This is a genomic window from Breoghania sp. (genome assembly GCF_030066895.1).
Classification (GTDB): Bacteria; Pseudomonadota; Alphaproteobacteria; order Rhizobiales; family Stappiaceae; genus Breoghania.
The window spans coordinates 216,825-238,865 of the sequence record NZ_JASJAV010000004.1 but is presented as its reverse complement, the minus strand read 5'-3'; the positions used below and the strand labels follow the sequence as shown (position 1 = coordinate 238,865).

Here is a 22,041-nt window from a genome sequence, read left to right as displayed (position 1 = left end):
GGACATCGATCCGCCTCCGTGGTCACGATCCTGAGGATCGCCTCGGTCTCCGCTTCCTGAAGCGGGTCGAGGTTGATTCGAAATATGTGCTCAAGCGCTTCGGAGGCGGACAGAACGGTATGTGGATCCGGCAGTGTGAAAATCTGTTTGCGATGGCATGCGATGATCCCGGCAAAAAGCTCGGTTTTGCTCTTGTAGAGCCGATAAAGCGTACGTTTCGATATGCCGCATCGTGCTGCGATTTCATCTGTCGTTGTTTTGCCATAGCCACGAGCGAGAAACAGCTCTCTCGCGGTTGCCAAAATCTCCTGTTTCTGAACGCAGTCGGATTTGACCTTAGGGCGACCGCGCGAGCGGTGTTGCTCATCCGGCTTCGTTTCTCTCGTTACGGCAGTGTTTTCTGACACGGCTGGTCTCGTCTACTGGAACAACATTGGCACAATTCCCAGGTCGTTGACATGGGTTAGCGGAGTGGTTTATGGGAAACTCCAGTTTCAAAAATAGGTGCGGCGTGCGTCAAAAGACAAGCCTCATAAATTTACGCTCCGCCTTCAGCAAGGATCGGGTCGTGAACTCCTCCGCAATCGGTTCGAAAATCCGCCGTCGCCCCTTGTTCGCCGCCGTCGTCGTCGGGCTTGCCTGCCTCGAGCTTGTCGCGTGCAACAAACAGAACCAGCAGGCGGCTGAAAAAGCTCCGACGAGCAAATACGAAGTCGGCGTCGTCACAACGAAACCGCAAACGGTGGCGATCACCGCGGAGTTGCCGGGACGTATTTCGGCATCTCTCGTCGCGGAGGTGCGACCCAGGTCGGTGGCATCATCCTGAAGCACCTTTTCAAGGAAGGCAGCCAGGTCAACGAGGGCGACGTCCTCTACCAGATCGACCCGGCGAGCTATCAGGCAGCCTACGATTCAGCCAAGGCTGCGCTGCAAAAGGCGGAAGCCGCGGTTCCGAGCGCCCAATCGAAGTTCGATCGCTACGACAACCTGGTCAAACAGGACGCCGTCGCCAAGTAGGACTATGAGGACTCCCGATCAGATCTGCTTCAGGCCAAGGCAGAAGTCGCAGTGGCCAAAGCCGATGTGGAAATAGCCCACATTAATCTGGACTACACCAAGGTGAAGGCGCCGATCTCCGGTCGCGTGGACGCTTCGACGGCCACCGTCGGTGCACTCGTGACGGCGGACCAGACCACCGCCTTGACGACGATCCGCACGCTGGATCCGATCAACATCGACGTCACCCAGTCGAGCACCAACTTCCTGCGGCTGCAGCGTTAGGTCAAAGAGGGCCGGGTCAAGACGTCGGGCGACAACGTCGCCGTCAAGTTGAAGCTTGAAGATGGGGCGATGTACGACCGCAACGGCTCGCTGGAGTTCCGCGAGGCGGCGATCGACGAGACGACGGGCACCTTCACCGTCCGTCTGCAATTCCCCAATCCCGATCACGTTCTGCTGCCGGGCATGTATGTGCGCGGTCTTATCGAAGAGGGCATCGCGGAAGGCAATTTCCTCGTCCCGCAGAACGTCGTGTCGCATACACCGGAAGGTGAAGTGACGGCGAAGTTCGTGAACAAGGACGGAAAGGTCGAGGTTCGGACCCTGTCGGTCCAGCGCTCCATCGGCAATGACTGACTGGTGGACGGTGGGATTTCCGATGGCGATCTGCTGATCGTTGAAGGGACCTCGAAGGTCGGCGACGGCCAGAAGTCAAAACGCGAGAAGTCTCCAGCGCCACTGCCGGTGCGTCTGGGACCAATGCGTCGGAGGGGGAGAGCGGAACCCCGGCCGGCGATAGCAACGACGCTGCTGCGGACAAACGCTGAGGACTGCTTTCAATATCTTTCAATGTCGCACTTTTTCATCGAGCGGCCGATCTTCACCGCCGTGCTTGCGATTGTCGTGATGCTCGGCGGCTTTTTGGTGCTCTACACACTCCCGATCTCGCAGTATCCGCAGATCTCACTGACGACGTTGCGGATTTCCGCGACCTACACGGGGGCAGACGCTCAGACGGTCGAGAACACGGTCACCAAGGTGATCGAGCAGGGCATGACGGGTATCGATTACCTCGACTACATGACCTCAAGTTCGTCTCAGACCGGCCGCGCTTCGATCACGCTAACCTTCACCAACGAGGCGGATCCCGACGTCGCGCAGATGCAGGTGCAGAACAAGCTGCAATTGGTGGAAAGTCAGCTTCCTTCGGCGGTCACCAACACCGGCGTGACGGTGACGAAGTCGTCCGAGAACTGCCTGATGGTGATCGGCTTCGTCTCCAAGGACGGAACGCTCAACAACACGGACCTTTCGGACTAGGTCGACAGCAACCTTGACGATCGCATCAGTCGACTGGAGGGCGTTGGTTCGACCCGCTTGTTCGGCGCCGAATACGCCATGCGTATCTGGCTCGATCCTTCAAGCTGGAAAAATACTCGCTCATGCCGAGCGACGTCAACTCGGCGATCGAGGCGCAGAACACGCAGGTCTCCGCCGGTCAGCTCGGTGTGTGGCCGCAGGCTCAGGGCCAGCTCCTGAATGCCACCGTGACCGCGAAGAGTCGACTGCAGACGGTCAGCGAGTTCGAGAACATCATCCTCACGTTCTCGTCCGACGGATCCATGGTCCGGCTGAACGATGTGGCGCGGGTGGAGGTCGGGTCCGACAGCTACGACATCCTGTCGAAGTACAATGGCAAGCCTGCAGCCGGTCTGGCCGTGTACCTTGCGACGGGCGCCAATGCGATCAGTACCGCGACCGCCGTCCGGAATGTGATCGACGAGGTTTTGCCGACGCTGCCTGCCAGCGTGGAAGTCGTTTATCCGTACGATACGACGCCCTTCGTCGAGCTTTCCATCGAAGAGGTGGTGCGAACGCTGTTTGAGGCGATCGTGCTTATCTTCTTCGTGATGTTCGTCTTCCTCCAGAATTTCCGAGCGACACTCATTCCGACCCTGGCCGTCCCGGTCGTCCTGCTCGGCACGTTCGGGATGCTGGCGGTGTTCGGCTATTCGATCAATACGCTCACCATGTTCGCCATAGTGCTGGCAATCGGATTGCTCGTCGATGACGCCATCGTCGTGGCTGAAAACGTCGAACGCGTGATGGAGGAGGAAGGGCTCTCGCGCAAGAAGTCGACCATCAAGTCGATGAACGAAATCACGGGGGCGTTGATCGGTATCGCCACCGTGCTCTCGGCCGTGTTCATCCCGATGGCGTTCTTCGGCGGATCGGTCGGCGTGATCTACCGCCAGTTCTCCGTGACCATCGTCACGGCCATGGTGCTGTCGGTGCTCGTCGCGTTGATCCTGACGCCCGCCCTGTGCGCGACGCTTCTCAAGCGTCCGAAAGAGGGTAGCAAGGAACGAGGACTGTTCGGTTTCTTCAACCGGAATTTCGATCGCACGACCCACGGATACCGCCGCGGCGCGCGCGGGATGCTGATGCGGCCGGTCCCGTTCGTGGTGAACTTTCTCGCCATAATCGCCGCCGCCGCGGTGTTTTTCAACAAGGTTCCGAGCGCCTTCATTCCTCAGGAAGATCAGGGCATTCTGATCGCCAGTATCCAGCTTCCGCAGGGCTCGACCACGCCGCAGACGGAAGCCGTTGCGGCGCGTGTGCGTGATCACTTCCTCAAGGACGAAAGCAAGTATGTCCAGGGCGTGATGAGCGTTATCGGTTTCGGCGGTGAAGGCCAGAATGTCGGCCTGATGTTCATCCGGTTGAAGGATTTCGACGAGCGGATCGACCCGCAGGCATCCGCCAGCGCCATTGCCGGACGGGCAATGGGCGTGTTCTCGCAGTACAAGGATTCACGGGTGTTCGCCCTGGCCCCGCCGGCCATTCCCGACTTCGGTGCCACGAGCGGCTTCGATCTCTATCTGCAGGATGCGTCGGGGCAGGGGCATGAAAAGTTGATTGCCGCGCGCAACGAATTGCTCGGTAAGGCGGCCAAGAGCCCGATCCTCGCCAATACCCGTCTGAACGGCATGGAGGATACGGCGCAGTATCACGTAGATATCGATGAGGAGAAGGCGAGTGCCTACAACATCTCCCTGTCCGATATCGACGACATCCTGTCGACTGCCTGGGGCGGTACCTACGTCAACGACTTCATCTACGAGACGCGCATCAAGTCGATCTACGTCCAGGGTGACAAGCAGTTCCAGATGCAGCCGGAGGACATCGACAAGTGGTACGTCCGCAATAGCGACGACGACATGGTGCCGTTCTCCACTTTCGCCAAGGGACATTGGACCTACGGTTCGCCGCGTCTGGCTCGCTTCAACGGGCTTTCGGGCGTGGAAATTCAGAGCAGTGCCGCGGCCGGTTCCAGTTCCGGTCAAGCAATGGATGAAGTCGAGCGTCTGATAAACACCCTGCCCAAGGGATTCAGCTTCGAATGGGTCGGCCTGTCCGCTCAAGAGCGGATCGCCGGTAACCAGGCAATGTACCTCTATGCGATCTCGGTTCTGGTCGTGTTCCTCGCCCTGGCGGCGCTCTACGAGAGCTGGAGCATTCCCGTTGCCGTGATGCTGACCGTCCCGATCGGTGTTTTGGGTGCCCTTGTCGTTGCCTTGTTGTTTAACCAGTCAAACGACGTCTACTTCAAGGTCGGCATGCTCACGACCATAGGTTTGGCGGGAAAGAACGCGATCCTGATCGTTGAATTCACACTAGATTGGCAGAAGCAGGGCAAGGACCTCTATACGGCGACCCTGGAGACGTCCCGGCAGCGTCTGCGTCCTATCCTGATGACGTCTCTCGCCTTCATCCTCGGCGTGTTGCCTCTGGCAATCTCCGACGGTGCCGGGTCGGGCAGTCAGAACGCGATTGGTATCGCCGTCATGGGCGGCATGATCGCCTCGACGGACCTCGGCGTCTTCTTCGCGCCGCTGCTGTTCGTCCTCGTCCGTCGGGTGTTCCCCGGTAAGAAGTCGGACGACAAGGACGAAGAGGGAGACGGCGAACCTCCGATACGGAGGGTGCTAAGGCCTGATCTTGGGGCGATAGCCTTCGTGCACACGGTGCGGGGCAGGACATTCCGTCCCGCTCTTGCACCATGACCCTGAGCAATCCTATCAAATGACCGGGTGGTTTTACCGCCCGGTCATTTGTTTTTGCTCGTCGGCATTTGTTGAGAGAGGATTGGAAGATGCGACCCTCCGAGTCATCCGTTGAGATCGTCGCGCTCGATCCGGAGAGTATCGACCCGGTGTCCTCCCTGTTACGGCTCAACAACGACCATGCGACGGAACTGAGTTATCTGGAGCCGGGAGATTTGCGCACGATGATTACCCGTGCCTGTGTCGCGGTCCGGGCGAAGGACATGGATGCCTTCGTTCTGGCCTTCGATGAGACGGCAGATTACGGCAGCCCGAATTTCCTGTGGTTCCGGGAGCGGTTTGATCGTTTCGTCTATGTGGATCGGATCTGTGTCGATCCTGCGCTGCGCGGCCGGGGGCTCGCGCGACGGCTCTACGAGCACATCTTCGACTATGCGCGCTCGGTCGGGGCGGGGCGCGTTGTTTGCGAGGTCAATGCGGAGCTGCCCAATCCGGCATCCGACGCCTTCCATGCATCGTTGGATTTTCACGAAGTGGGAAGCGTTCTTCTGCCCGATCGGAAAAAGCGCGTGACCTATTACGAACGGCGTCTGTGATCCGCTATTTGCGGATCACGATCTGCACGTCGTCCATGCCGTACTTGCGCACGAGCTTATAGAGCTTCTTCGCATTCTTGAGTGCCAGTCGCACGCAACCGTGAGAGGCGGGGCGCCCGAGGCGACGGATGGCATCAGTTCCGTGAATGGCCCAGCCCCTATGGAAGAAGACCGAATAGGGCATCGGCGCGTTGTCGTACTTGCGGGAGCGCCACATTCTATGAATTCGGTAGGGCTGGTAGCTCCCAACCGGGGGTGATATTCTCGCGCCGCGCCGTTGATACCTTCCACCGATGCAGGAGAACTCCGGCGCCATAGACGTTCAATCTCTGGTCCGACAGGTCGACGACGGCCACGATGCTAGGGCAGACATATCCCGCACCGGCAATTGCATTTGCCTGGGCCGTTGTCGCAAGGCCAAGGGCTATGGCAGCGGTAAGCAGCAATTTCCGGAACATGAACGTCCCACAAGGGGATAAATGATATATTAAATATAATGGGCGGCAGGAGTAAATAAATCCATGTTCGTTCGCGAGGTGAGGGTGCGGAATACCCCCTAGCAGGCGATCAAATCAAATTGAGCTATCTGCTTGCGTATGGAAAGGGTACGTAGGCGCACATCATCGATGACATGCCTACAAGGCAGATCATTTGGTCGAATATTGATTGGGAACTTGCGAGCAGTCGTCGCTCAGTCGTGGAACCGAAGATTGCGGATCTTCGGATCGTCGCTTTCGCTAATCGCGATTAAGCGCCCGTCGAAGGGAATGCCGACTTCGCGCGGCGAGCGCCAGACGACTTCGGCATCGACCAACATGTTGTCGCCGCTGTTGAACAGACGGATGTTGTCGGGAACGTCCCGGGCATTGGCCACCTTGAGACGGGCACCTTCCTCCGAAAGATCGCGGATCATGCAATCGATCAGCAGAGCGCTGCGCCCGTAGACGATCTTGCCGCCCTGCAGCATCCGTCAACGATGTGATTTACGTCGTTCCGAGTAGTCCATTGCCCGACTCATCTGAGTAGATATTCCAGTAAAATGGAATCGCGGAAGGTGAATATTTGATTACGTGCGACAGCAGTTTTCCGGGGATGGTCGTAACGGGAAGATCAAAATCCGGTCATGGCTTCCCGTCATTGCGTGCATTTTGCTATAGGACGGCTCTGGCAATACGGCCTGGCGCGGAATGCGCGCCGGAACGGCGATGGTTTGAGAAGGGAGGTTTTTATGCAAATACTCATTCTTGAGCTTGCGCTTTTCGTGGCCACGCACCTTATTCCTGCGCGACCGGCCTTGCGCGATGCGCTCGTGAGACGACTGGGAGGCGTCGGCTATCGGGCGGCCTTCGGCGTGGTGGCGCTGATCGGGTTCGTGCTGATCGTCTACGGCTACGGTCTAGCGCATGCCCAGGGTGTGCTCGTGCTCTATTATCCGCCGGCCTGGCCCCGGCATATCGCAATGCTTCTTTTGCTGATCGCCTTTATTCTCCTGCCGGCAGCCTATCTGCCGGGGAAGATCAAGGCGACAGTCAAGCACCCTATGCTCGTCGCCGTGAAGACCAGGGCTTTCGCGCATCTACTGGTCAACGGGGATGCGGCGTCACTCGTGTTGTTCGGAACGTTCCTTGCGTGGGCGGTTTACGACCGGATTTCGCTCAAGCATCGCCCCGCTCCGGCACCTGTTAAGGGGGCGGTTCGCAACGACATTCTGGCGGTCGTCATCGGTGTCATCGTTTACGCCGCATTCGTCTGGAAGCTGCACCTGTGGCTTATCGGCGTTCCTGTTATCGCGTAAGCGGGTCTCGATAGCCCCGCACGTATTCGAGTTCGGAGGAAAATACCCATGTCGGCCCATGGACAGACACGTCGCAAGACGGCGGTGAACATCACCAATCGCAAGGGGGGCGAGCCAATCGTGTCGTTGACCGCCTACCACGCGCATACGGCTCGTCTGATCGACCGCCACGCCGATTTCATGCTTGTCGGAGACTCGCTTGGCATGGTGATGCACGGGCTTGAGTCCACCGTTCCCGTCACCGTGGAGATGATGATCCTGCACGGGCAATCCGTGGTGCCCGGATCGGAGCAGGCGCTCGTCGTGGTCGATTTTCCCTTCGGCTCCTATGAAGAAAGCCCCGAACAGGCCTTCCACACAGCCACGCGGGTCATGAAGGAAACGGGGTGCGGGGCGATCAAGCTTGAAGGTGGGCGGCATATCGCGCTGACCGTGCACTATATCTGACCGAGCGTGGGATCCCGGTCCTCTAGCATATCGGACTGACGCCGCAATCGGTGAACACGATGGGCGGCTTCAAGGTTCAGGGCCGCGACGAACCCCGCTGGCCGGAGCTGGAGGAAGACGCCGCCGCGGTCGCGGATGCCGGGTCGTTTGGCGTGGTTCTGGAAGGCATGATCGAGCCGCTGGCGGCACGGATAACCAGTCAGATCGCGATTCCGACCGTCGGAATCGGTGCTTCCAACGCCTGCGACGGACAAATCCTGGTGCTGGAAGACATGCTCGGCCTGTCGCCGCGCGTGCCAAAATCCGTCAAGACCTACAGCCGGCTGGCGGATGCCATCGATTCTGCGTTGGGCGATTATGCGCAGGAGGTGCGCGCTCGCACGTTCCCCGCGTCCGAATATGTCTACGGCATGCCGAAAAAGGTCGCTTCCGGCGAGTAAAACCGGAAATTGCAGGCCGGTCCGGCCCCAAATTTGCCATGACCCCGACGCATGAGAGAAACGACTGACCCGAAGCAGCATCGCGCGGATTGGTCAGATTGCGTCGGTGGGGGCGAACATGTATGGTCCTGCGGCGTTCCGGGACCTCTCGCGCATGTGAGCAGGCCGTTGCAAAGTACCGATCCTCCAGTCGGAATTGGTCTGCTCGGGCTCCGACGCCGGAGGAGCCATTTGAGTTTTTGAGCGAGTTTCGATGTCCGACATTTTTCGCGAGGTCGATGAAGGCCTTCGGCGCGATCGTTATGGCAGACTGTGGAAACGGTTCGCGCCCTATATCATCGGCGTTGCGGTCCTGATCGTGGTGGGGACCGGTGGCTACCGCTACTGGGAATACCGGCAGGCACAAGAATCGGCGAAGGCAGGCGATATTCTGCTTTCCGCCATCGATGCGGGAAATGCCGGAGATCACGATACTGCCCGGCAGGAGCTTGCCGGTCTTTCCTATTCCACCGGAGGCTATCCGGTGCTGGCGCGCATGCGCACAGCCAGCGAGATGGCGTCTGCCGGTGACAAGGAAAGCGCACTCAAGGCGTTTTCGGAGATTGCCGACGACACCAAGATCGACAATCAGTTCCGCGACATCGCAGAAATCCGCGCCGGCTACCTCGCCGTTGATCTGGAGAATCGCGATCAGGTGAAGGCGCGCGTGGAACGCCTCGGCGATGCCGCGAATGCTTTGCGCGCGGCCGCCTGGGAGATCCTCGGACTTGCGGCGTGGAAGGCGAACAACATGGACGGTGCCGACAAGTGCTTCTCCATGATCCTGGATGACCAGCAGGCTCCCGCGGACGTGAATACCCGTGCGCGGATGATGCAGTCGCTCATCCAGGCGGCCAAGACGCCGGAAGTCGCCTCGAATGACGCCGATACCGCCAGTGACAAGGAAAAGGCCCAGTGATCAAGAAGTCGAACCTTTCACGCGCGTCCCGGCGTGGCGGGCATATTCGCGCGATCTCGGCCGCGGTTCTGACCGCAGTTCTGCTCGACGGCTGTTCCTCGGTTTCTTCGCTCAATCCCTTCACCGAGAAGGAAGAAATCCTTCCGGGCGATCGTCAGCCGCTGTTCAAGGGCGCGGATGCGCTGGCGAATGCCGGCAAGGTAAATGGCACCGCTTCGATCCCAGCCGCCCACAGCATCGGCGACTGGAGCCAGGCGAGCGGCAATGCCCAGAACAATCCCGGCCATGTGGCGCTCTCCGGCAATGGCACACGGGCCTGGAAGGCTTCGCTTGGCAGCGGTAGCAGCTACAAGCTCTCGACTTTCGGCAGTTCCGCGCCGCGCGTCTCCGCGCGTCCGATCTCCTATCAGGGCCGAATCTACGTCTATGAGCAGAACGGCACTGTAACGGCTCTGTCGAACAACGGCGGGCGTCAGTGGAAGGTCGAACTGCGTCCGGACGGTGAAAGCGACACTGCACTTGGCGGCGGCGTGGCCGCTGACGGCGGGCGTGTCTTTGCAGCGACCGGATATGGTTCGGTTATCGCGCTCAACCCGGGCAACGGTGCAAAACTCTGGACCGCCCCGCTCGAAGCTCCGGCTCGCGGTGCTCCGACGGCCGCCGACGGCAAGATCTTCGTTGTCACGCAGACCAATGAAATCGTGGCCCTCAAGCAGGAAGACGGCTCTCAGCTCTGGTCCTATGCCGGTATCCCCGAGACTGCTAGCCTGCTTTCGTCGGCCAATCCGGCGATTTCCGGCAATACGGTGGTCGTACCGTTCTCCTCGGGTGAGGTGACCGCGCTTGATGCCAAGGACGGGACGCCGAAATGGTCGGATGCGGTGAGCCGCTCCTACCGGACGCAGGCGATCTCCGGGCTGGCGGACGTGTCCGCAAGCCCCGTCATTGCCGGTGGCACGGTGGTTTCGACCGGTGTTGCGGGTCGCACGATCGACGTCAATCTCAAGACCGGCGAGCGGCTTTGGGAACAGAATGTCGGCGGTGTCCACACCCCGGTCGTTGCCGGAAACACGGTCTTCCTGATCGATCTGAACGACCGGCTGGTCGCGCTTGATCTGAAGACCGGCCAGCCGATCTGGGTGACGCAACTTCCCGTTGTGCGCACCAAGAAGAAGCAGTCCAACTGGGCCGGACCGATCCTTGCGGGCAACAGCCTGTGGATGTTCTCCAGCGACAGCCATCTGGCGCGGGTCAACCCGACGAACGGCGCGATTGTCACCAATCGCGAGGTTTCTGAACCGACCTACATGTCACCGATCGTTGCGGACGGACGCCTGGTCGTTATCAGCGGCAAGGGCGACATCGTCGCCTATAACTGAGGTTCGCTCCGGCAACCTTGCAGGGCGCCGATACTGAAAACAGGCCGGTGTGCTCTTCGCGCGCCGGCCGTTTTCCTGTATGCCGCTCGCCATCCGGTCGCTTTTGACCGTTTTATGTACTCACCAAGGAGCACGGGCGTGAACGCGACCGTCGCCATAATTGGCCGCCCGAATGTGGGCAAGTCCACGTTGTTCAACCGGCTCGTCGGCAAGCGTCTGGCTCTGGTCGACGATACGCCGGGTGTCACCCGCGACCGGCGTCCCGGCGAAGCGCGTCTGGGGGATCTGCGGTTCACGATCGTGGATACGGCAGGGCTTGAGGACGCCGACAAGGCGAGCCTCGAAGGCCGCATGCACCGTCAGACGGAAGAGGCCATCCAGGACGCGGACGTCGTGCTCTTTCTCATCGATGCGCGCGCCGGTGTGACGCCGCTTGATGCGCACTTCGCGGAAGTTGCACGCCGTATCGCGCGACCGGTGATCCTGCTTACCAACAAGGCCGAAGGCCGGGCCGGGGAAGGGGGCATCTACGAGTCCTATTCGCTTGGGCTCGGCGATCCCGTGCCGATCTCGGCCGAACACGGTGAAGGCCTCTCCGATCTCTATGACGCCTTGCGCGAGGCGTTCGAGAAGATCGGTGCGGATGAAGGCCCCAGTGATGAAGCGGAAACGAACATCGTCATTGACCCGGATGCGGAAGATGAGGAAGACGATACGCTGACGGGAACGGTGGAGCGTCCTCTCCGGATCGCCATCGCCGGACGGCCGAATGCGGGCAAGTCCACGCTGATCAACAAGTTCCTCAGCGAGGACCGCCTTTTGACCGGTCCGGAAGCCGGGATCACGCGCGATTCCATTTCGGTCGATTGGGAGTGGCGCGAGCGGCACGTGAAGCTGTTCGATACCGCAGGCATGCGCCGCAAGGCGCGCGTTCAGGAGAAGCTGGAAAAGCTCTCCGTCGCCGATGCCCTGCGCGCCATCAAGTTTGCCGAGGTGGTCGTCGTCACCCTCGATGCGAATATCCCCTTCGAGAAGCAGGATCTTCAGATCATCGATCTCGTTGTTCGCGAGGGCCGCGGGCTCGTCATCGCCTTCAACAAGTGGGATACGATCGAGGACCGAAACGAGGTCTGGTCCGAGATCAAGTATCAGGCCGAGCGCTATCTCAATCAGGTGCGCGGCGTCGCGATGGTGCCGATCTCGGCGACCACCGGCTATGGCCTCGACAAGCTGATGGAAGCGGTGTTCGACGCCTACAAGATGTGGAATACCCGCATCTCGACCGCACGGCTCAATCGCTGGCTGGAAGGTGTCGTCTCTCACCATCCGCCCCCGGCTGTCGCCGGACGGCGCATCAAGTTGCGCTACCTTACCCAGGCCAAGACCCGTCCGCCGCATTTCGTGGTGTTCTGCTCGCGCCCCGAGCTGCCGGACGCCTATCAGCGTTACATGATCAACGGTATCCGTGAGAGTTTCAAGCTGCCCGGAACGCCCATTCGGCTGAGCTTTCGCAAGGGGGAGAACCCCTACGCGAGTCGCGCGAAGAAGCGGCGTATCCAGTAGCTGTTTGGAAAACGTGGCCCTTCCGTCGTCATCCCCCGGCTTCGTCCGGGGGTATCCACAGTTAGCAGGCGGCCTCAATGCTCAATGTATTGCCCGGACTTCGCCGGGCAATGACGGTTGAAAGCACGTGCCGTATCAGGCCGCGGGAAACGATCGCAATTCGCGTGTCGGAAAATCGTAGAGCTTACCGGTCTCGTCAAAACCGGGTTCCAGCATATCCAGAATGGGGGCGACAAGTTCGCTCGGGTGGGGGAGCACCTCCGGATATTCGCCGGGCATCGCCTTGGCGCGCATGGCGGTGCGCATGGGGCCGGGATTGATCAGGTTGGCCCGCACGTCGCCCGTCGTCGCCGTTTCGCCCGCATAGGTGCGTACAAGAGTTTCCAGCGCAGCCTTGGAGACGGAATAGATGCCCCAGTAGGGTTTGCACTTGTGTGCGGCGCCCGAGGACACAAAAACGGCCCGTCCGGCGTCCGCTGTCCGCAGAAGCGGATCGAGCGAGCGCAGAAGGCGATAATTGGCGGTGACATTCACCGCCATCACCTCTTCGAAATCCTTCGGATCGATATGGCCGATGGGGGAGAGGATGCCGAGAAGCCCGGCATTGCCGACCATCATGTCCAGTTTGCCCCAGCGCTCGTAGATCGAGGCGCCGAGACGGTCGATGGCATCGAAATCCATCAGGTCGAGGGGCACCAGCGTCATGCTGCCGCCCATCGCCTGTATTTCGTCGTCGAGATCTTCCAAACCGCCGACGGTCCGCGCAATCGCGATGACATGCGCGCCCTCCTTCGCCAGTCCCTTGGCCACCTGATAGCCGATACCGCGCGAGGCGCCGGTAACGACGGCGAGCTTTCCGTCAAACCGCTTGGTCATGTCGTCAGACGTCCAGAACTGAGGAAAGGATAGGGTAGAAGGTTCAGCTCACCTCCACGAGACGGTTGAGCTGACGTATTTCACCGGCGCCGGAACGGTCAGTGAGGGGGGTGGGGTAGTCGCCGGTGAAGCAGGCATCGCAATATTGCGGCACTTCACCGTTTCGGCCCGCCTCGCCAACGGCGCGGTAGAGCCCGTCGATGGTGAGGAAGGCAAGGCTGTCGACCTTGATGTACTCGGCCATCTCCTCGATCGTCATGCGCGATGCGATGAGTTTCGATTTCTCCGGCGTGTCGACGCCGTAGAAGCAGGAATCGCGCGTCGGGGGCGAGGCAATGCGCATGTGCACTTCCTTCGCTCCCGCCTCGCGCACCATCTGCACGATCTTCAGCGACGTTGTCCCGCGCACGATGGAATCGTCCACCAGGATAACGCGCTTGCCATCGAGCATCGCCCGGTTGGCATTGTGCTTCAGCTTCACGCCCATATGACGGATGGAATCCGTCGGCTGGATGAAGGTGCGGCCCACATAGTGGTTGCGGATGATGCCCAGTTCGAAGGGCAGCCCCGCTTCGTGCGCGTACCCGATGGCTGCCGGCGTGCCGGAATCGGGAACCGGAACCACGACATCGGCATCCACGCCCGATTCCCGCGCCAGCTCCTCGCCGATCCGCTTGCGGATCGAATAAACGTTGGTGCCGTTCACCGAAGAATCCGGACGGGCGAAATAGACGTACTCGAAGATGCAGAACCGAGAATGGTTCGGCGTCTGCTCGAAGGGCTTCAGGCTCTGGATGCCGTTCTTGGTAATGACGACGACCTCGCCCGGCTCCACGTCGCGCACATAACGCGCGCCGATGATGTCGAGCGCGCAGGTCTCGGAAGCCAGAACGTAGGTGCCTTCCAGATCGCCCAGAACCAGAGGACGAACGCCGAGAGGATCGCGGACGCCGATCAGCTTCTTTTCAGAAAGCGCGACGACCGCATACGCGCCTTCAAGCTGGTTGAGCGCGTCGATCAACCGATCGACGAAGCTCTGCTGGGCGCTCATGGCGACCAAATGAATGATCGTCTCGGTATCGGAGGTGGATTGGAAGATCGAGCCGCGGTCCTGCAACTTGCGCTGCAACGTCTGAGCATTCGTCAGGTTGCCGTTATGGGCGACCGCGAACCCGCCGCCGGCCAGTTCGGCATAGAGCGGCTGAACGTTGCGCAGCACCGGGGCGCCGGTGGTTGAGTACCGGGTATGGCCGATGGCGCGATGGCCCTTCAGTCGGCCTATCACGGCCTGCTTGGTGAAGTTGTCGCCGACAAGGCCGATATGGCGTTCGTTGTAGAACTGGCGGCCGTCGAAGGACACGATACCGGCGGCTTCCTGCCCGCGATGTTGAAGCGCATTCAGGCCGAGGGCGGTCAACGCGCCCGCATCAGTGTGCCCGTAGACGCCGAAGACACCGCATTCATCGTGAAAACGATCGTCGCCCTCGGCATCGACCGGGGACACGGTCAAGGTTTCGGGAGAAAGCGTATGCTCGCTCATAGCTACTCCTGGGGGCCGGTACACAACACCCGGCCGTCGCTGCGGCCTGAGACAAACTCGGCCATCGCGTCAATTACTCGCTCAATTCGCAGATTGCGAGGCTTCGATTTGTTGTTCGATCCCGTTGCGCTCACGGTCGGAATAGCCGGTGTTGTCGGCTCCGTCTCCGGACGGTGTAGCGGCATCGTCGTCGTTCGTCGCGCCACGTTTGCGGAACAGGTTCATGATTTCCAACTCCGGATCCTCCGGCAGCGCCGCGATCAAGCGGACGCCGATGGAGTTCAGAAGCGATTTCGACTTCGCGTTGGCGATCCAGCTCGGCTGCTTAGGTTCCTGCACGAACCAGTTGAAGAACATCATCGCGACGACAACGAGCAGCAGACCGCGCGCGGCGCCGAATACGAACCCGAGCGAGCGATCCAGCGCGCCGATCCGGCTGTCGAGCACAAAGTCGGAGATCCGCATCGTGATGTAGGAAACGATGACCAGCATCACAAGAAAGATCACCGCCACGGTTGCGGCCAGCGCGATTTGATCGTTCGAGATGTACTTCTTCGCCAGCGGCAGCAGCGAGCCGTACAGCATGTAGGCGGCGACGGCTGCGGCGAGCCATGAAACGATGGACAGAACCTCGCGCACGAAGCCGCGGATCATCGCCAGCACTGCCGAGATCAGCATGATGATAATCAGAATTCCGTCCAGAATGGTAATCGGCATGGGGTACCAGGCTCCCGCGCTTCGTCAGCGGTTTGTCTCAGAACTCGATATCACGCTCGTCCCCGCGCGACGAGATCGCGGAGGCGTTTTCCTCGACCGGATGCGCATCAAGGAGCGGTCAGATGGGTGTCACCCCTCATCCAGCATGCCCGCGGCGACTTCGGCGACCAGATCGCCCAGTTCCGCCATTCCATGCACCGCGATGTCGCGACCCGATTCGTCCTTGGCGTTCGTACGCGGCACATAGGCGCGCGTGAAACCCAGTTTGCCGGCTTCCTTCAGGCGAACCGACCCCTGAGCCACGGGTCGAACCGCTCCGGACAAGCTCACTTCGCCGAAATAGACGCTCTCTGCAGGAAGGGCAACCCCACTGAGCGAGGAGACGAGCGCGGCGGCGACCGCGAGATCCGCTCCCGGTTCGTTGATCCGCAGGCCGCCGGCGACATTCAGATAGACGTCGGACTGGCCGAAACGCACGCCGCAGCGCGCCTCCAGAACGGCCAGGATCATGGAAAGACAGCTCGATTCCCACCCAACGACGGCCCGGCGCGGGGTGCCGAGAGGCGAGGGCGCCACGAGTGCCTGGATCTCGATCAGCAGCGGGCGGGAGCCTTCAAGCCCGGCAAAGACGGCCGCGCCCGGCGTCGCGCCGCTGCGTTCGCTCAGAAAGAGCGCGGATGGATTGGCGACTTCCGCCAATCCCGTGCCGCCCATCTCGAAAACGCCGATCTCGTCCGTGGGCCCGAAGCGGTTTTTCACAGCCCTCAGAACCCGGTACTGATGCATACCGTCGCCCTCGAAGTAGAGAACGGCGTCGACCATGTGCTCGACCACGCGCGGACCGGCGATCTGCCCGTCCTTGGTCACGTGACCGACAATGACGACGGTTGCACCGGAATTCTTGGCGAAACGCACCATCGCCTGGGCGGCCGCGCGCACCTGGGTCACGGTGCCGGGGGCCGAATCCACCTGATCGCTCCACAGGGTCTGAACGGAATCGATGATGACAAGGGCAGGGGCCGGCCCTGCCTCCAGCGTGGCGATGATGTCCTCCACGCTCGTTTCTGCCGCAAGAGCGACTGGCGCATCCGCCAACCCAAGACGTTCCGCGCGCAGACGCACCTGATTGATCGCCTCTTCGCCGGAAACGTAGATCGAGCGATGGCCGGCGCGTGCAAGGGCTGCAGAGGCCTGAATGAGAAGGGTTGATTTGCCGATACCGGGATCGCCGCCGACCAGAAGCGCCGAACCGCGCACGAACCCGCCGCCGGTCACCCGGTCGAGTTCAGTCAGGCCGCTTTCGATGCGTGGCGCTTGCTGGGTTTCTCCGATCAGGCTGACGAGGGGCACGACCCGGCCGCGCGATTTCGCCTTAAGCTTCGGGTTCGCGCCGATACCGCCAAGGTTTTCCTCGACGATGGTATTCCATTCGCCGCAGGAATCGCATTTTCCCGCCCAGCGCGCGGTAACCACGCCGCAGTTCTGACAGACGAATTGGTGAGTGCGTTTGGCCATGAAGATCCGAATTGGTTAGCGGCGTCTCGATCGGTCGTTGGCGTAGCCGGAGTTCCGTCCCGGGGCAAGTCTCCCTGCGCTGACTTGTTCATCCGGCTCGACAGCAGGACCGTACCACGCCGCGCAACCAGCGGTGGGCCGGGTCTGCGTCCATCCGGGGATGCCAGATCTGAGAGATCGTGATGCCCGGGACCTCGATTGGAAGGGACAAGCTCGCAAGTCCCTGGTGGGGGGGGGTAGGCGTCATAAGCGCTTCTGGTTACCTGGGCCACCAGATCCGTTGCTTCCGCGACAGCCATCGCAGCAGAAAATGACGGCACGATGGTGCAGACGTTGCGGCTCAAGCCGTGCTTTGAAAGTTCGTCGTCGACGGGCCCGTGCATATACCCGCGGCACGATGCAACGACATGGTCGCAAGCTGTATATCCAGCGGCATCGACGATGCCGTGGGTCAATGGGTGTTCGATCCGTACGACCGCGACGAATTCGTCGTGCAACAGCGTTTGCAGTCTGAGTTCGGGCCCGGCGGCCCCCAGAACCCCGATTTCCAGATCCAGCCGACCGTCGCACAACGGTTCGACATCCTTGTCCGGTTTCGGCGCGAAACGCAGGCGCACACGGGGCGCCACTTTTCGCACTGCGTCCACGAGACGTCCGGCATGGAGGTTGAGAAAGCCTTCGCTCGTGCGAATCATGAAAGTGCGCTCCAGCTTCGCAAGGTCCAGCGCTTCGGCGGGCGGACGCAGGACCGATTGCGCGGCACACGCGATCTCCGCGGCACCTGGTCGCGCAGCGCACGCGCATGCGGCGTCAGTACCATTTACCGTCCGGCACGTACCAGCAGCGGATCGTCGGTTGCCTCGCGCAATCGCGCCAGCGTGCGGCTTATTGCCGAAGCGCTGAGGCCCAGCCTGCGCGCCGCTCCCGCAACGCTGCATTCCGCCAGAAGCACATCGAGTGCCCTGAGCAGGTTGAGGTCGGGTGTTTCCATGGGCAAACCTACCTTCGAGCATCCCGGAGAAACTTATATATGGCGTCCCATGCATTTATAAAATGCAATCCATGCGCCTTCCGCCATCTCGGCATCGAAGCATATAAGCTCCCGAACGCTTGGGAAGGGTATGCAATGTCGGCAACACAGCCGTTGACCGCGTCTGAGGAAGACCTCCTGGCTCCGTAACACAAGATCGCTTCTTTGGCGATTTTCGCCACTCTGGTGCTCGTGGTTCTCGACGGGGCTATTGCCAACGTCGCCCTCCCGAGCATTTCGACGGCGCTTGATGCGTACGCATCCGATGCAGTCTGGGTCGTGACGTCCTATCAACTCGCTCTCGTGATGGGTATCCTGCCGAGCGCGACCCTTGGCGAAAGCCTTGGGCATCGCAAGGTCTATGTGGCTGGATTGATCCTGTTCACGCTCGCATCGATCCTGAATGCGATGGCGCCGTCGCTCCCCTGGCTCATTGCCGGGCGTTTTCTGCAAGGTGTTGGAGTCGCGCCGTTGATGGCACTGGGAAGCGCGCTGCTTCGTTTCATCTATCCGACCTCGCGGATGAGCGCGATCGGCTGGATGTCGATGGTCGTCGCGCTTTCCTCCGCCTTCGGCCCGACGGTCGGGGCGGGGATCCTGTCGGTTGCACCCTGGCCCTGGCTCTTTGCGATCAACGTGCCAATCGGGCTGATCGCGTTGTTGACAACCGGCTCATTGCCCAAGCCTGCCGCAAGTGATCTTGCGCTTGACGCGATCAGCATCATCCTGAACGGTGAGGCCTTTTCCGCGCTCGTCATCGGCGCCGGGCAGATCTCCGTGCGGTCGGGGTTGTGATTGTCCCTGTTCGCTATCACCGCCTTGTGCTTCTGGGGGCTCTTTCGTCGCGAAAGCTCGCGTGAGGCGCCGCTCTTTCCGCTCGATCTTCTGAAGGAGCGATCCTTCAGGATCTTCGTCATCGCCTCGGTTTGCTGTTTCACCGGCCAGATGGGGAGCCTCGTGGCGCTACCGTTCCTGTTTCAGCATGAGTTCCGGCAAAGCGTGCTCATGACGGGGCTCGCGATGACGCCCTGGCCGCTCATGGTCGCCTTTTCCGGGCCGCGAGCGGGCCGTCTGGCGGACAAGGGCGTCTCTCCGGTGGATTGCTCTGCGGGATCGGTGGGGGACTGCTGGCGCTCGGGCTAGGTCTGACGGCCATCTGGCCGGATGGCTGGGGGATCGCTCCCATCATCGTGTTCACGATGATCTGTGGCGCAGGCTTCGCGTTCGTGCAGGTTCCCAACAACCAGAACATGCTCATTTCCGCACTGAAGGCCCGCAGCTGTGCCGCGGGCGGGACTGGGCATTGCCGCGACCCTGCCCCTGCTAAGCGGAGCTGTCAGCCTCCTGCACATCAGGACCGACAGGAGGCGAGACGGACAAGCCTCCTGAGACCAGAGAACCGCGAAGTCCGCGACCTTACGCTTCCGCGCCCGGATCGCCGATATAGGTGCGGGAATAGCGGGAGCCGAAACCTGTCAGCAATTCGTAGCCGATCGTATCGGCGCACCGCGCCACTTCGTGCACCAGGATATGCGGGCCGAACATCTCCACCCAGTCGCCGCGCTTGCAGTCGGCTTCCGGCACATCGGTGACATCGAGCGCAATCAGATCCATCGATACGCGCCCGACGAGAGGAACCGTGTGGCCGTTGATCCAAGCCTTTGCCGCGATCCGCTTTTCACCGGCGCCTGCCAGGCGGTGATAGCCGTCGGCATATCCGACGCCGACGATGGCAATACGGGAATCGCGCTGAAGCGTTTCGACTGCGCCGTATCCGACGGTCTCGCCCTTGGCCGCGCCATGGGTGATCAGGATACGTGCCTCTGCCGTCACGACCGTCCGCATCGGGTTCGGACCGTCATCCATGGCATCGCCGCCATAAAGCGAGATGCCGGGGCGGGCGACGTCAAAATAGTATTCGGGCCCGAGGAAGATGCCGGAAGAATTGGCAAGCGAGCGCGGCACCTCTGGGAAATACGCCGTCATCTCCTCGAAACGGCGAAGCTGCAGCCCGTTGAGCGGATTTGCCGGATCGTCGCCGCACACGAGATGACTCATGACTAGAACGAGATCAAACCGCGCGAGCACGTCCTTTGCCGCGGCAATGGCACGGGTCTCCTCAAGATTGAGGCCCATGCGGTTCATGCCGGTATCAAGATGGATCGCAGCCGGAAGCCGTTCGCCGATGCTCGCGCAATACTCCGCCCATTCATGAATTTCGACCGAGCAGTTGAGAACGGGAATGAGCCCGGTTTCACGGTAGGCTTCCGCCATGCCGGGAAGAAGACCGGCCAGCACGAAGACACGGGTCTCGGGCGCAGCAGCGAGCGCGCGAATGCCCTCCTGCGGAACGGCGGTGAAGAACGTGCGGCACCCGGCACGTGAAAGAGCGCGTGCCATCTTCTCAAGGCCAAGGCCGTATCCGTCGCCCTTGATAGCGGCTCCGCATTCCGTTGCCCCGGTTCGATCCGCGAGGCTTTGCCAGTTATCGGCCAGAGCCTCCAGATCGATGGTCAATCGACCGCAAGCAAGGCCGTCGGAAGGGGTATTCGCCATTGAACTATTCCGTACGTTCGGGCAGGTGCTCGACCTGAGCCAGATCGGAGAAGCGGGTGTACTCGCCGGCGAACTGCAGATCGACGGTGCCTGTGGGACCGTGACGCTGCTTGCCGATGATCACCTCGGCCCGTCCGGCCACGCGGTCCATGTCCGCCTGCCACTTGAAGAAGTCTTCCGAGCCCTCCTGAGGCATGGTCTTGCCGAGATAGTATTCCTCTCGGAACACGAACATGACCACGTCGGCATCCTGCTCGATCGAACCCGATTCGCGAAGGTCAGAGAGCTGAGGCCTCTTGTCGTCACGCGACTCGACCTGACGAGAGAGCTGTGAAAGCGCAATGATGAGGACGTTGAGCTCTTTCGCGAGAGCTTTCAGGCCCGTGGTGATTTCCGTGATTTCCTGCACGCGGTTGTCGGAGCGTTTGCCGGAACCAGAAAGAAGCTGAATGTAGTCGATCACGAGCAGATCGAGGCCGCGCTGGCGCTTCAGACGGCGCGCGCGGGTCACGAGGTTCGAAATCGAGATGCCACCGGTCTGGTCGATATAGAGCGGCACCTGCTGCATATGCTGGGAGGCCGCGACCAGCATCTCGAAATCCGCTTCCGAAATATCACCGCGCCGGATCTTGGACGACGAAATCTCCGTCTGCTCGGAAATGATACGGGTGGCGAGCTGTTCGGCCGACATTTCCAGTGAGAAGAAGCCGACGACCCCGCCATCGACCGTTTTCATCGTGCCGTCGGGCAATTCCTCCGCCCGATAAGCGGATGCCACGTTGTAAGCGATATTGGTGGCAAGCGAGGTCTTGCCCATGCCCGGACGTCCGGCAAGCACGATAAGATCCGAATGCTGCAGGCCGCCCATGCGGGCATCGAGATTCCGCAGGCCCGTGGAGATGCCCGACAGCGCACCTTCGCGCTGAAAGGCGGCCGCGGCCATATCGATGGTCGACGTGATGGCCTCGCCGAAGGTGACGAAGCCTGCGCTCGCACCACCCGTTTCCGCCAGTGCGAACAGACGTCGCTCCGCATCGTCGATCTGTGCCGACGGAGGCATGTCGATCGGCGCATCGAAGGCGATGTTGACCATGTCTTCGCCGATGCGGATCAGATCGCGCCGTATGGCCAGATCGTAGATCGTACGTCCGTAATCCTCAGAGTTGATGATCGACGTCGCATCCGCGGCCAGCCGCATCAGGTACTGAGTCGCGCTCAGGTCGGCGATCTGGGTGTCGGCGGCGAAGTAGGTCTTCAACGTGATCGGGGAGGCGACCTTGCCCGCCCGGATCAGCTTGCCGATCATCTCGTAGATCTGCTGGTGCGGCGTCAGATAGAAATGCGCGGCCTCGAGAAAGTCGGAGACCCGATAGAAGGTTTCGTTGTTCACGAGAATGGCGCCCAGAAGCTGCCGTTCGGCTTCCGCGTTATGAGGTGCGGTGCGCGAAAGCGTATTGGCCGGCTCCAATTTGGGCGCTGCATTGTTCATATGCAAAGTCTCCTGGAGCGCACCTGCGAGGGCGCGCTCACCTGATATCCGGACGCGGGCTTGATCTACAAATG

The 22,041-nt window shown here is 60.9% G+C and carries 20 protein-coding genes and 3 pseudogenes; 14 read left to right on the top strand and 9 right to left on the bottom strand.

Annotated elements, in window-relative coordinates; translation table 11 throughout:
• The 7 genes and pseudogenes from QNJ43_RS08450 to QNJ43_RS08435 form a co-directional block, all read left to right on the top strand.
• A partial coding sequence (locus QNJ43_RS08450) for a hypothetical protein (protein WP_300469022.1) occupies window positions 1–404 on the top strand: 404 nt, incomplete at its 5' end.
• Window positions 405–568: 164 nt separating this feature from the next.
• On the top strand, window positions 569–826 hold the full coding sequence (locus tag QNJ43_RS26920; RefSeq protein ID WP_346432903.1) for a hypothetical protein: 258 nt from the start codon (window positions 569–571) through the stop codon (window positions 824–826).
• Window positions 781–1,017 (top strand): biotin/lipoyl-binding protein, encoded by a 237-nt coding sequence (locus tag QNJ43_RS26915; RefSeq protein WP_346432913.1) that lies wholly within the window; start codon window positions 781–783, stop codon window positions 1,015–1,017. Before QNJ43_RS26920 ends, QNJ43_RS26915 begins: the two co-directional genes overlap by 46 nt.
• 51 nt (window positions 1,018–1,068) lie before the next feature.
• Window positions 1,069–1,281, top strand: coding sequence for a hypothetical protein (locus QNJ43_RS26910; RefSeq protein WP_346432902.1), 213 nt, complete (start codon window positions 1,069–1,071; stop codon window positions 1,279–1,281).
• A gap of 48 nt (window positions 1,282–1,329) precedes the next feature.
• Window positions 1,330–1,635, top strand: a complete 306-nt coding sequence (locus QNJ43_RS26905; RefSeq protein ID WP_346432901.1) for a hypothetical protein — start codon at window positions 1,330–1,332, stop codon at window positions 1,633–1,635.
• 213 nt (window positions 1,636–1,848) lie between these two features.
• Window positions 1,849–5,066 (top strand): annotated as a pseudogene (locus QNJ43_RS08440) (efflux RND transporter permease subunit).
• 89 nt (window positions 5,067–5,155) lie between these two features.
• Window positions 5,156–5,662, top strand: a complete 507-nt coding sequence (locus tag QNJ43_RS08435; RefSeq protein WP_300469020.1) for a GNAT family N-acetyltransferase — start codon at window positions 5,156–5,158, stop codon at window positions 5,660–5,662.
• A gap of 4 nt (window positions 5,663–5,666) precedes the next feature.
• On the opposite strand, the gene QNJ43_RS08430 is transcribed toward QNJ43_RS08435, so the two are convergent.
• Entirely contained in the window at window positions 5,667–5,879 is a 213-nt protein-coding gene (locus QNJ43_RS08430) for a L,D-transpeptidase (protein WP_300469017.1), read from the bottom strand.
• Between the two features lie 474 nt (window positions 5,880–6,353).
• Window positions 6,354–6,629 carry a PilZ domain-containing protein gene (locus QNJ43_RS08425; RefSeq protein ID WP_300469015.1) on the bottom strand — a complete coding sequence of 92 codons (276 nt, stop codon included), beginning with the start codon at window positions 6,627–6,629 and terminating at the stop codon, window positions 6,354–6,356.
• 261 nt (window positions 6,630–6,890) lie between these two features.
• On the opposite strand from QNJ43_RS08425, the gene QNJ43_RS08420 reads away from it, so the two are divergent.
• The 5 genes and pseudogenes from QNJ43_RS08420 to der all read left to right on the top strand — a co-directional run bounded on the left by QNJ43_RS08420 (window position 6,891) and on the right by der (window position 12,244).
• Window positions 6,891–7,457, top strand: coding sequence for an NnrU family protein (locus tag QNJ43_RS08420; protein WP_300469012.1), 567 nt, complete (start codon window positions 6,891–6,893; stop codon window positions 7,455–7,457).
• 48 nt (window positions 7,458–7,505) lie between these two features.
• Window positions 7,506–8,344 (top strand): annotated as a pseudogene (panB, locus tag QNJ43_RS08415) (3-methyl-2-oxobutanoate hydroxymethyltransferase).
• 253 nt (window positions 8,345–8,597) lie between these two features.
• A complete protein-coding gene (locus QNJ43_RS08410) occupies window positions 8,598–9,302 on the top strand; it encodes a tetratricopeptide repeat protein (protein WP_300469010.1) in 705 nt (234 codons plus the stop codon).
• On the top strand, window positions 9,299–10,681 hold the full coding sequence (locus QNJ43_RS08405; protein WP_300469008.1) for a PQQ-binding-like beta-propeller repeat protein: 1,383 nt from the start codon (window positions 9,299–9,301) through the stop codon (window positions 10,679–10,681). Before QNJ43_RS08410 ends, QNJ43_RS08405 begins: the two co-directional genes overlap by 4 nt.
• Before the next feature lie 138 nt (window positions 10,682–10,819).
• Window positions 10,820–12,244, top strand: coding sequence for a ribosome biogenesis GTPase Der (gene der / locus QNJ43_RS08400; protein WP_300469006.1), 1,425 nt, complete (start codon window positions 10,820–10,822; stop codon window positions 12,242–12,244).
• 135 nt (window positions 12,245–12,379) lie between these two features.
• Here der and QNJ43_RS08395 read toward each other — a convergent pair whose 3' ends face one another.
• The 5 genes and pseudogenes from QNJ43_RS08395 to QNJ43_RS08375 form a co-directional block, all read right to left on the bottom strand.
• Entirely contained in the window at window positions 12,380–13,120 is a 741-nt protein-coding gene (locus QNJ43_RS08395) for an SDR family NAD(P)-dependent oxidoreductase (RefSeq protein ID WP_300469004.1), read from the bottom strand.
• A 43-nt stretch (window positions 13,121–13,163) separates the two neighbouring features.
• Window positions 13,164–14,660, bottom strand: coding sequence for an amidophosphoribosyltransferase (gene purF / locus QNJ43_RS08390; protein WP_300469002.1), 1,497 nt, complete (start codon window positions 14,658–14,660; stop codon window positions 13,164–13,166).
• 81 nt (window positions 14,661–14,741) lie between these two features.
• Entirely contained in the window at window positions 14,742–15,377 is a 636-nt protein-coding gene (locus QNJ43_RS08385; RefSeq protein ID WP_300469000.1) for a CvpA family protein, read from the bottom strand.
• Between the two features lie 129 nt (window positions 15,378–15,506).
• A complete protein-coding gene (gene radA / locus QNJ43_RS08380) occupies window positions 15,507–16,892 on the bottom strand; it encodes a DNA repair protein RadA (RefSeq protein WP_300468998.1) in 1,386 nt (461 codons plus the stop codon).
• Between the two features lie 88 nt (window positions 16,893–16,980).
• A pseudogene (locus QNJ43_RS08375) lies at window positions 16,981–17,883 on the bottom strand (LysR family transcriptional regulator).
• Window positions 17,884–18,087: 204 nt separating this feature from the next.
• Between QNJ43_RS08375 and QNJ43_RS08370 the strand changes: the two are divergent.
• Together QNJ43_RS08370 and QNJ43_RS08365 are read left to right on the top strand one after the other, a co-directional pair.
• Window positions 18,088–18,717, top strand: coding sequence for an MFS transporter (locus tag QNJ43_RS08370; protein ID WP_300468996.1), 630 nt, complete (start codon window positions 18,088–18,090; stop codon window positions 18,715–18,717).
• The gene (locus QNJ43_RS08365) at window positions 18,718–19,065 is read left to right on the top strand and encodes a hypothetical protein (protein ID WP_300468994.1); all 348 of its coding nucleotides are present in this window, start codon (window positions 18,718–18,720) and stop codon (window positions 19,063–19,065) included. It begins immediately after the preceding gene.
• A 273-nt stretch (window positions 19,066–19,338) separates the two neighbouring features.
• Here QNJ43_RS08365 and alr read toward each other — a convergent pair whose 3' ends face one another.
• Window positions 19,339–20,478, bottom strand: coding sequence for an alanine racemase (gene alr, locus QNJ43_RS08360; RefSeq protein ID WP_300468992.1), 1,140 nt, complete (start codon window positions 20,476–20,478; stop codon window positions 19,339–19,341).
• A 4-nt stretch (window positions 20,479–20,482) separates the two neighbouring features.
• The gene (locus QNJ43_RS08355; protein WP_300468991.1) at window positions 20,483–21,967 is read right to left on the bottom strand and encodes a replicative DNA helicase; all 1,485 of its coding nucleotides are present in this window, start codon (window positions 21,965–21,967) and stop codon (window positions 20,483–20,485) included.
• Window positions 21,968–22,041 lie beyond the last annotated feature (74 nt).

Bases quoted from the DNA above. Each gene is read 5' to 3' on its own strand.
- QNJ43_RS08435 (WP_300469020.1), top strand. From the start codon at position 5,156: ATGCGACCCTCCGAGTCATCCGTTGAGATCGTCGCGCTCGATCCGGAG.
- QNJ43_RS08430 (WP_300469017.1), bottom strand. From the start codon at position 5,879: ATGTGGCGCTCCCGCAAGTACGACAACGCGCCGATGCCCTATTCGGTC.
- QNJ43_RS08425 (WP_300469015.1), bottom strand. From the start codon at position 6,629: ATGCTGCAGGGCGGCAAGATCGTCTACGGGCGCAGCGCTCTGCTGATC.
- QNJ43_RS08420 (WP_300469012.1), top strand. From the start codon at position 6,891: ATGCAAATACTCATTCTTGAGCTTGCGCTTTTCGTGGCCACGCACCTT.
- QNJ43_RS08410 (WP_300469010.1), top strand. From the start codon at position 8,598: ATGTCCGACATTTTTCGCGAGGTCGATGAAGGCCTTCGGCGCGATCGT.
- QNJ43_RS08395 (WP_300469004.1), bottom strand. From the start codon at position 13,120: ATGACCAAGCGGTTTGACGGAAAGCTCGCCGTCGTTACCGGCGCCTCG.
- purF (WP_300469002.1), bottom strand. From the start codon at position 14,660: ATGAGCGAGCATACGCTTTCTCCCGAAACCTTGACCGTGTCCCCGGTC.
- QNJ43_RS08385 (WP_300469000.1), bottom strand. From the start codon at position 15,377: ATGCCGATTACCATTCTGGACGGAATTCTGATTATCATCATGCTGATC.
- radA (WP_300468998.1), bottom strand. From the start codon at position 16,892: ATGGCCAAACGCACTCACCAATTCGTCTGTCAGAACTGCGGCGTGGTT.
- alr (WP_300468992.1), bottom strand. From the start codon at position 20,478: ATGGCGAATACCCCTTCCGACGGCCTTGCTTGCGGTCGATTGACCATC.
- QNJ43_RS08355 (WP_300468991.1), bottom strand. From the start codon at position 21,967: ATGAACAATGCAGCGCCCAAATTGGAGCCGGCCAATACGCTTTCGCGC.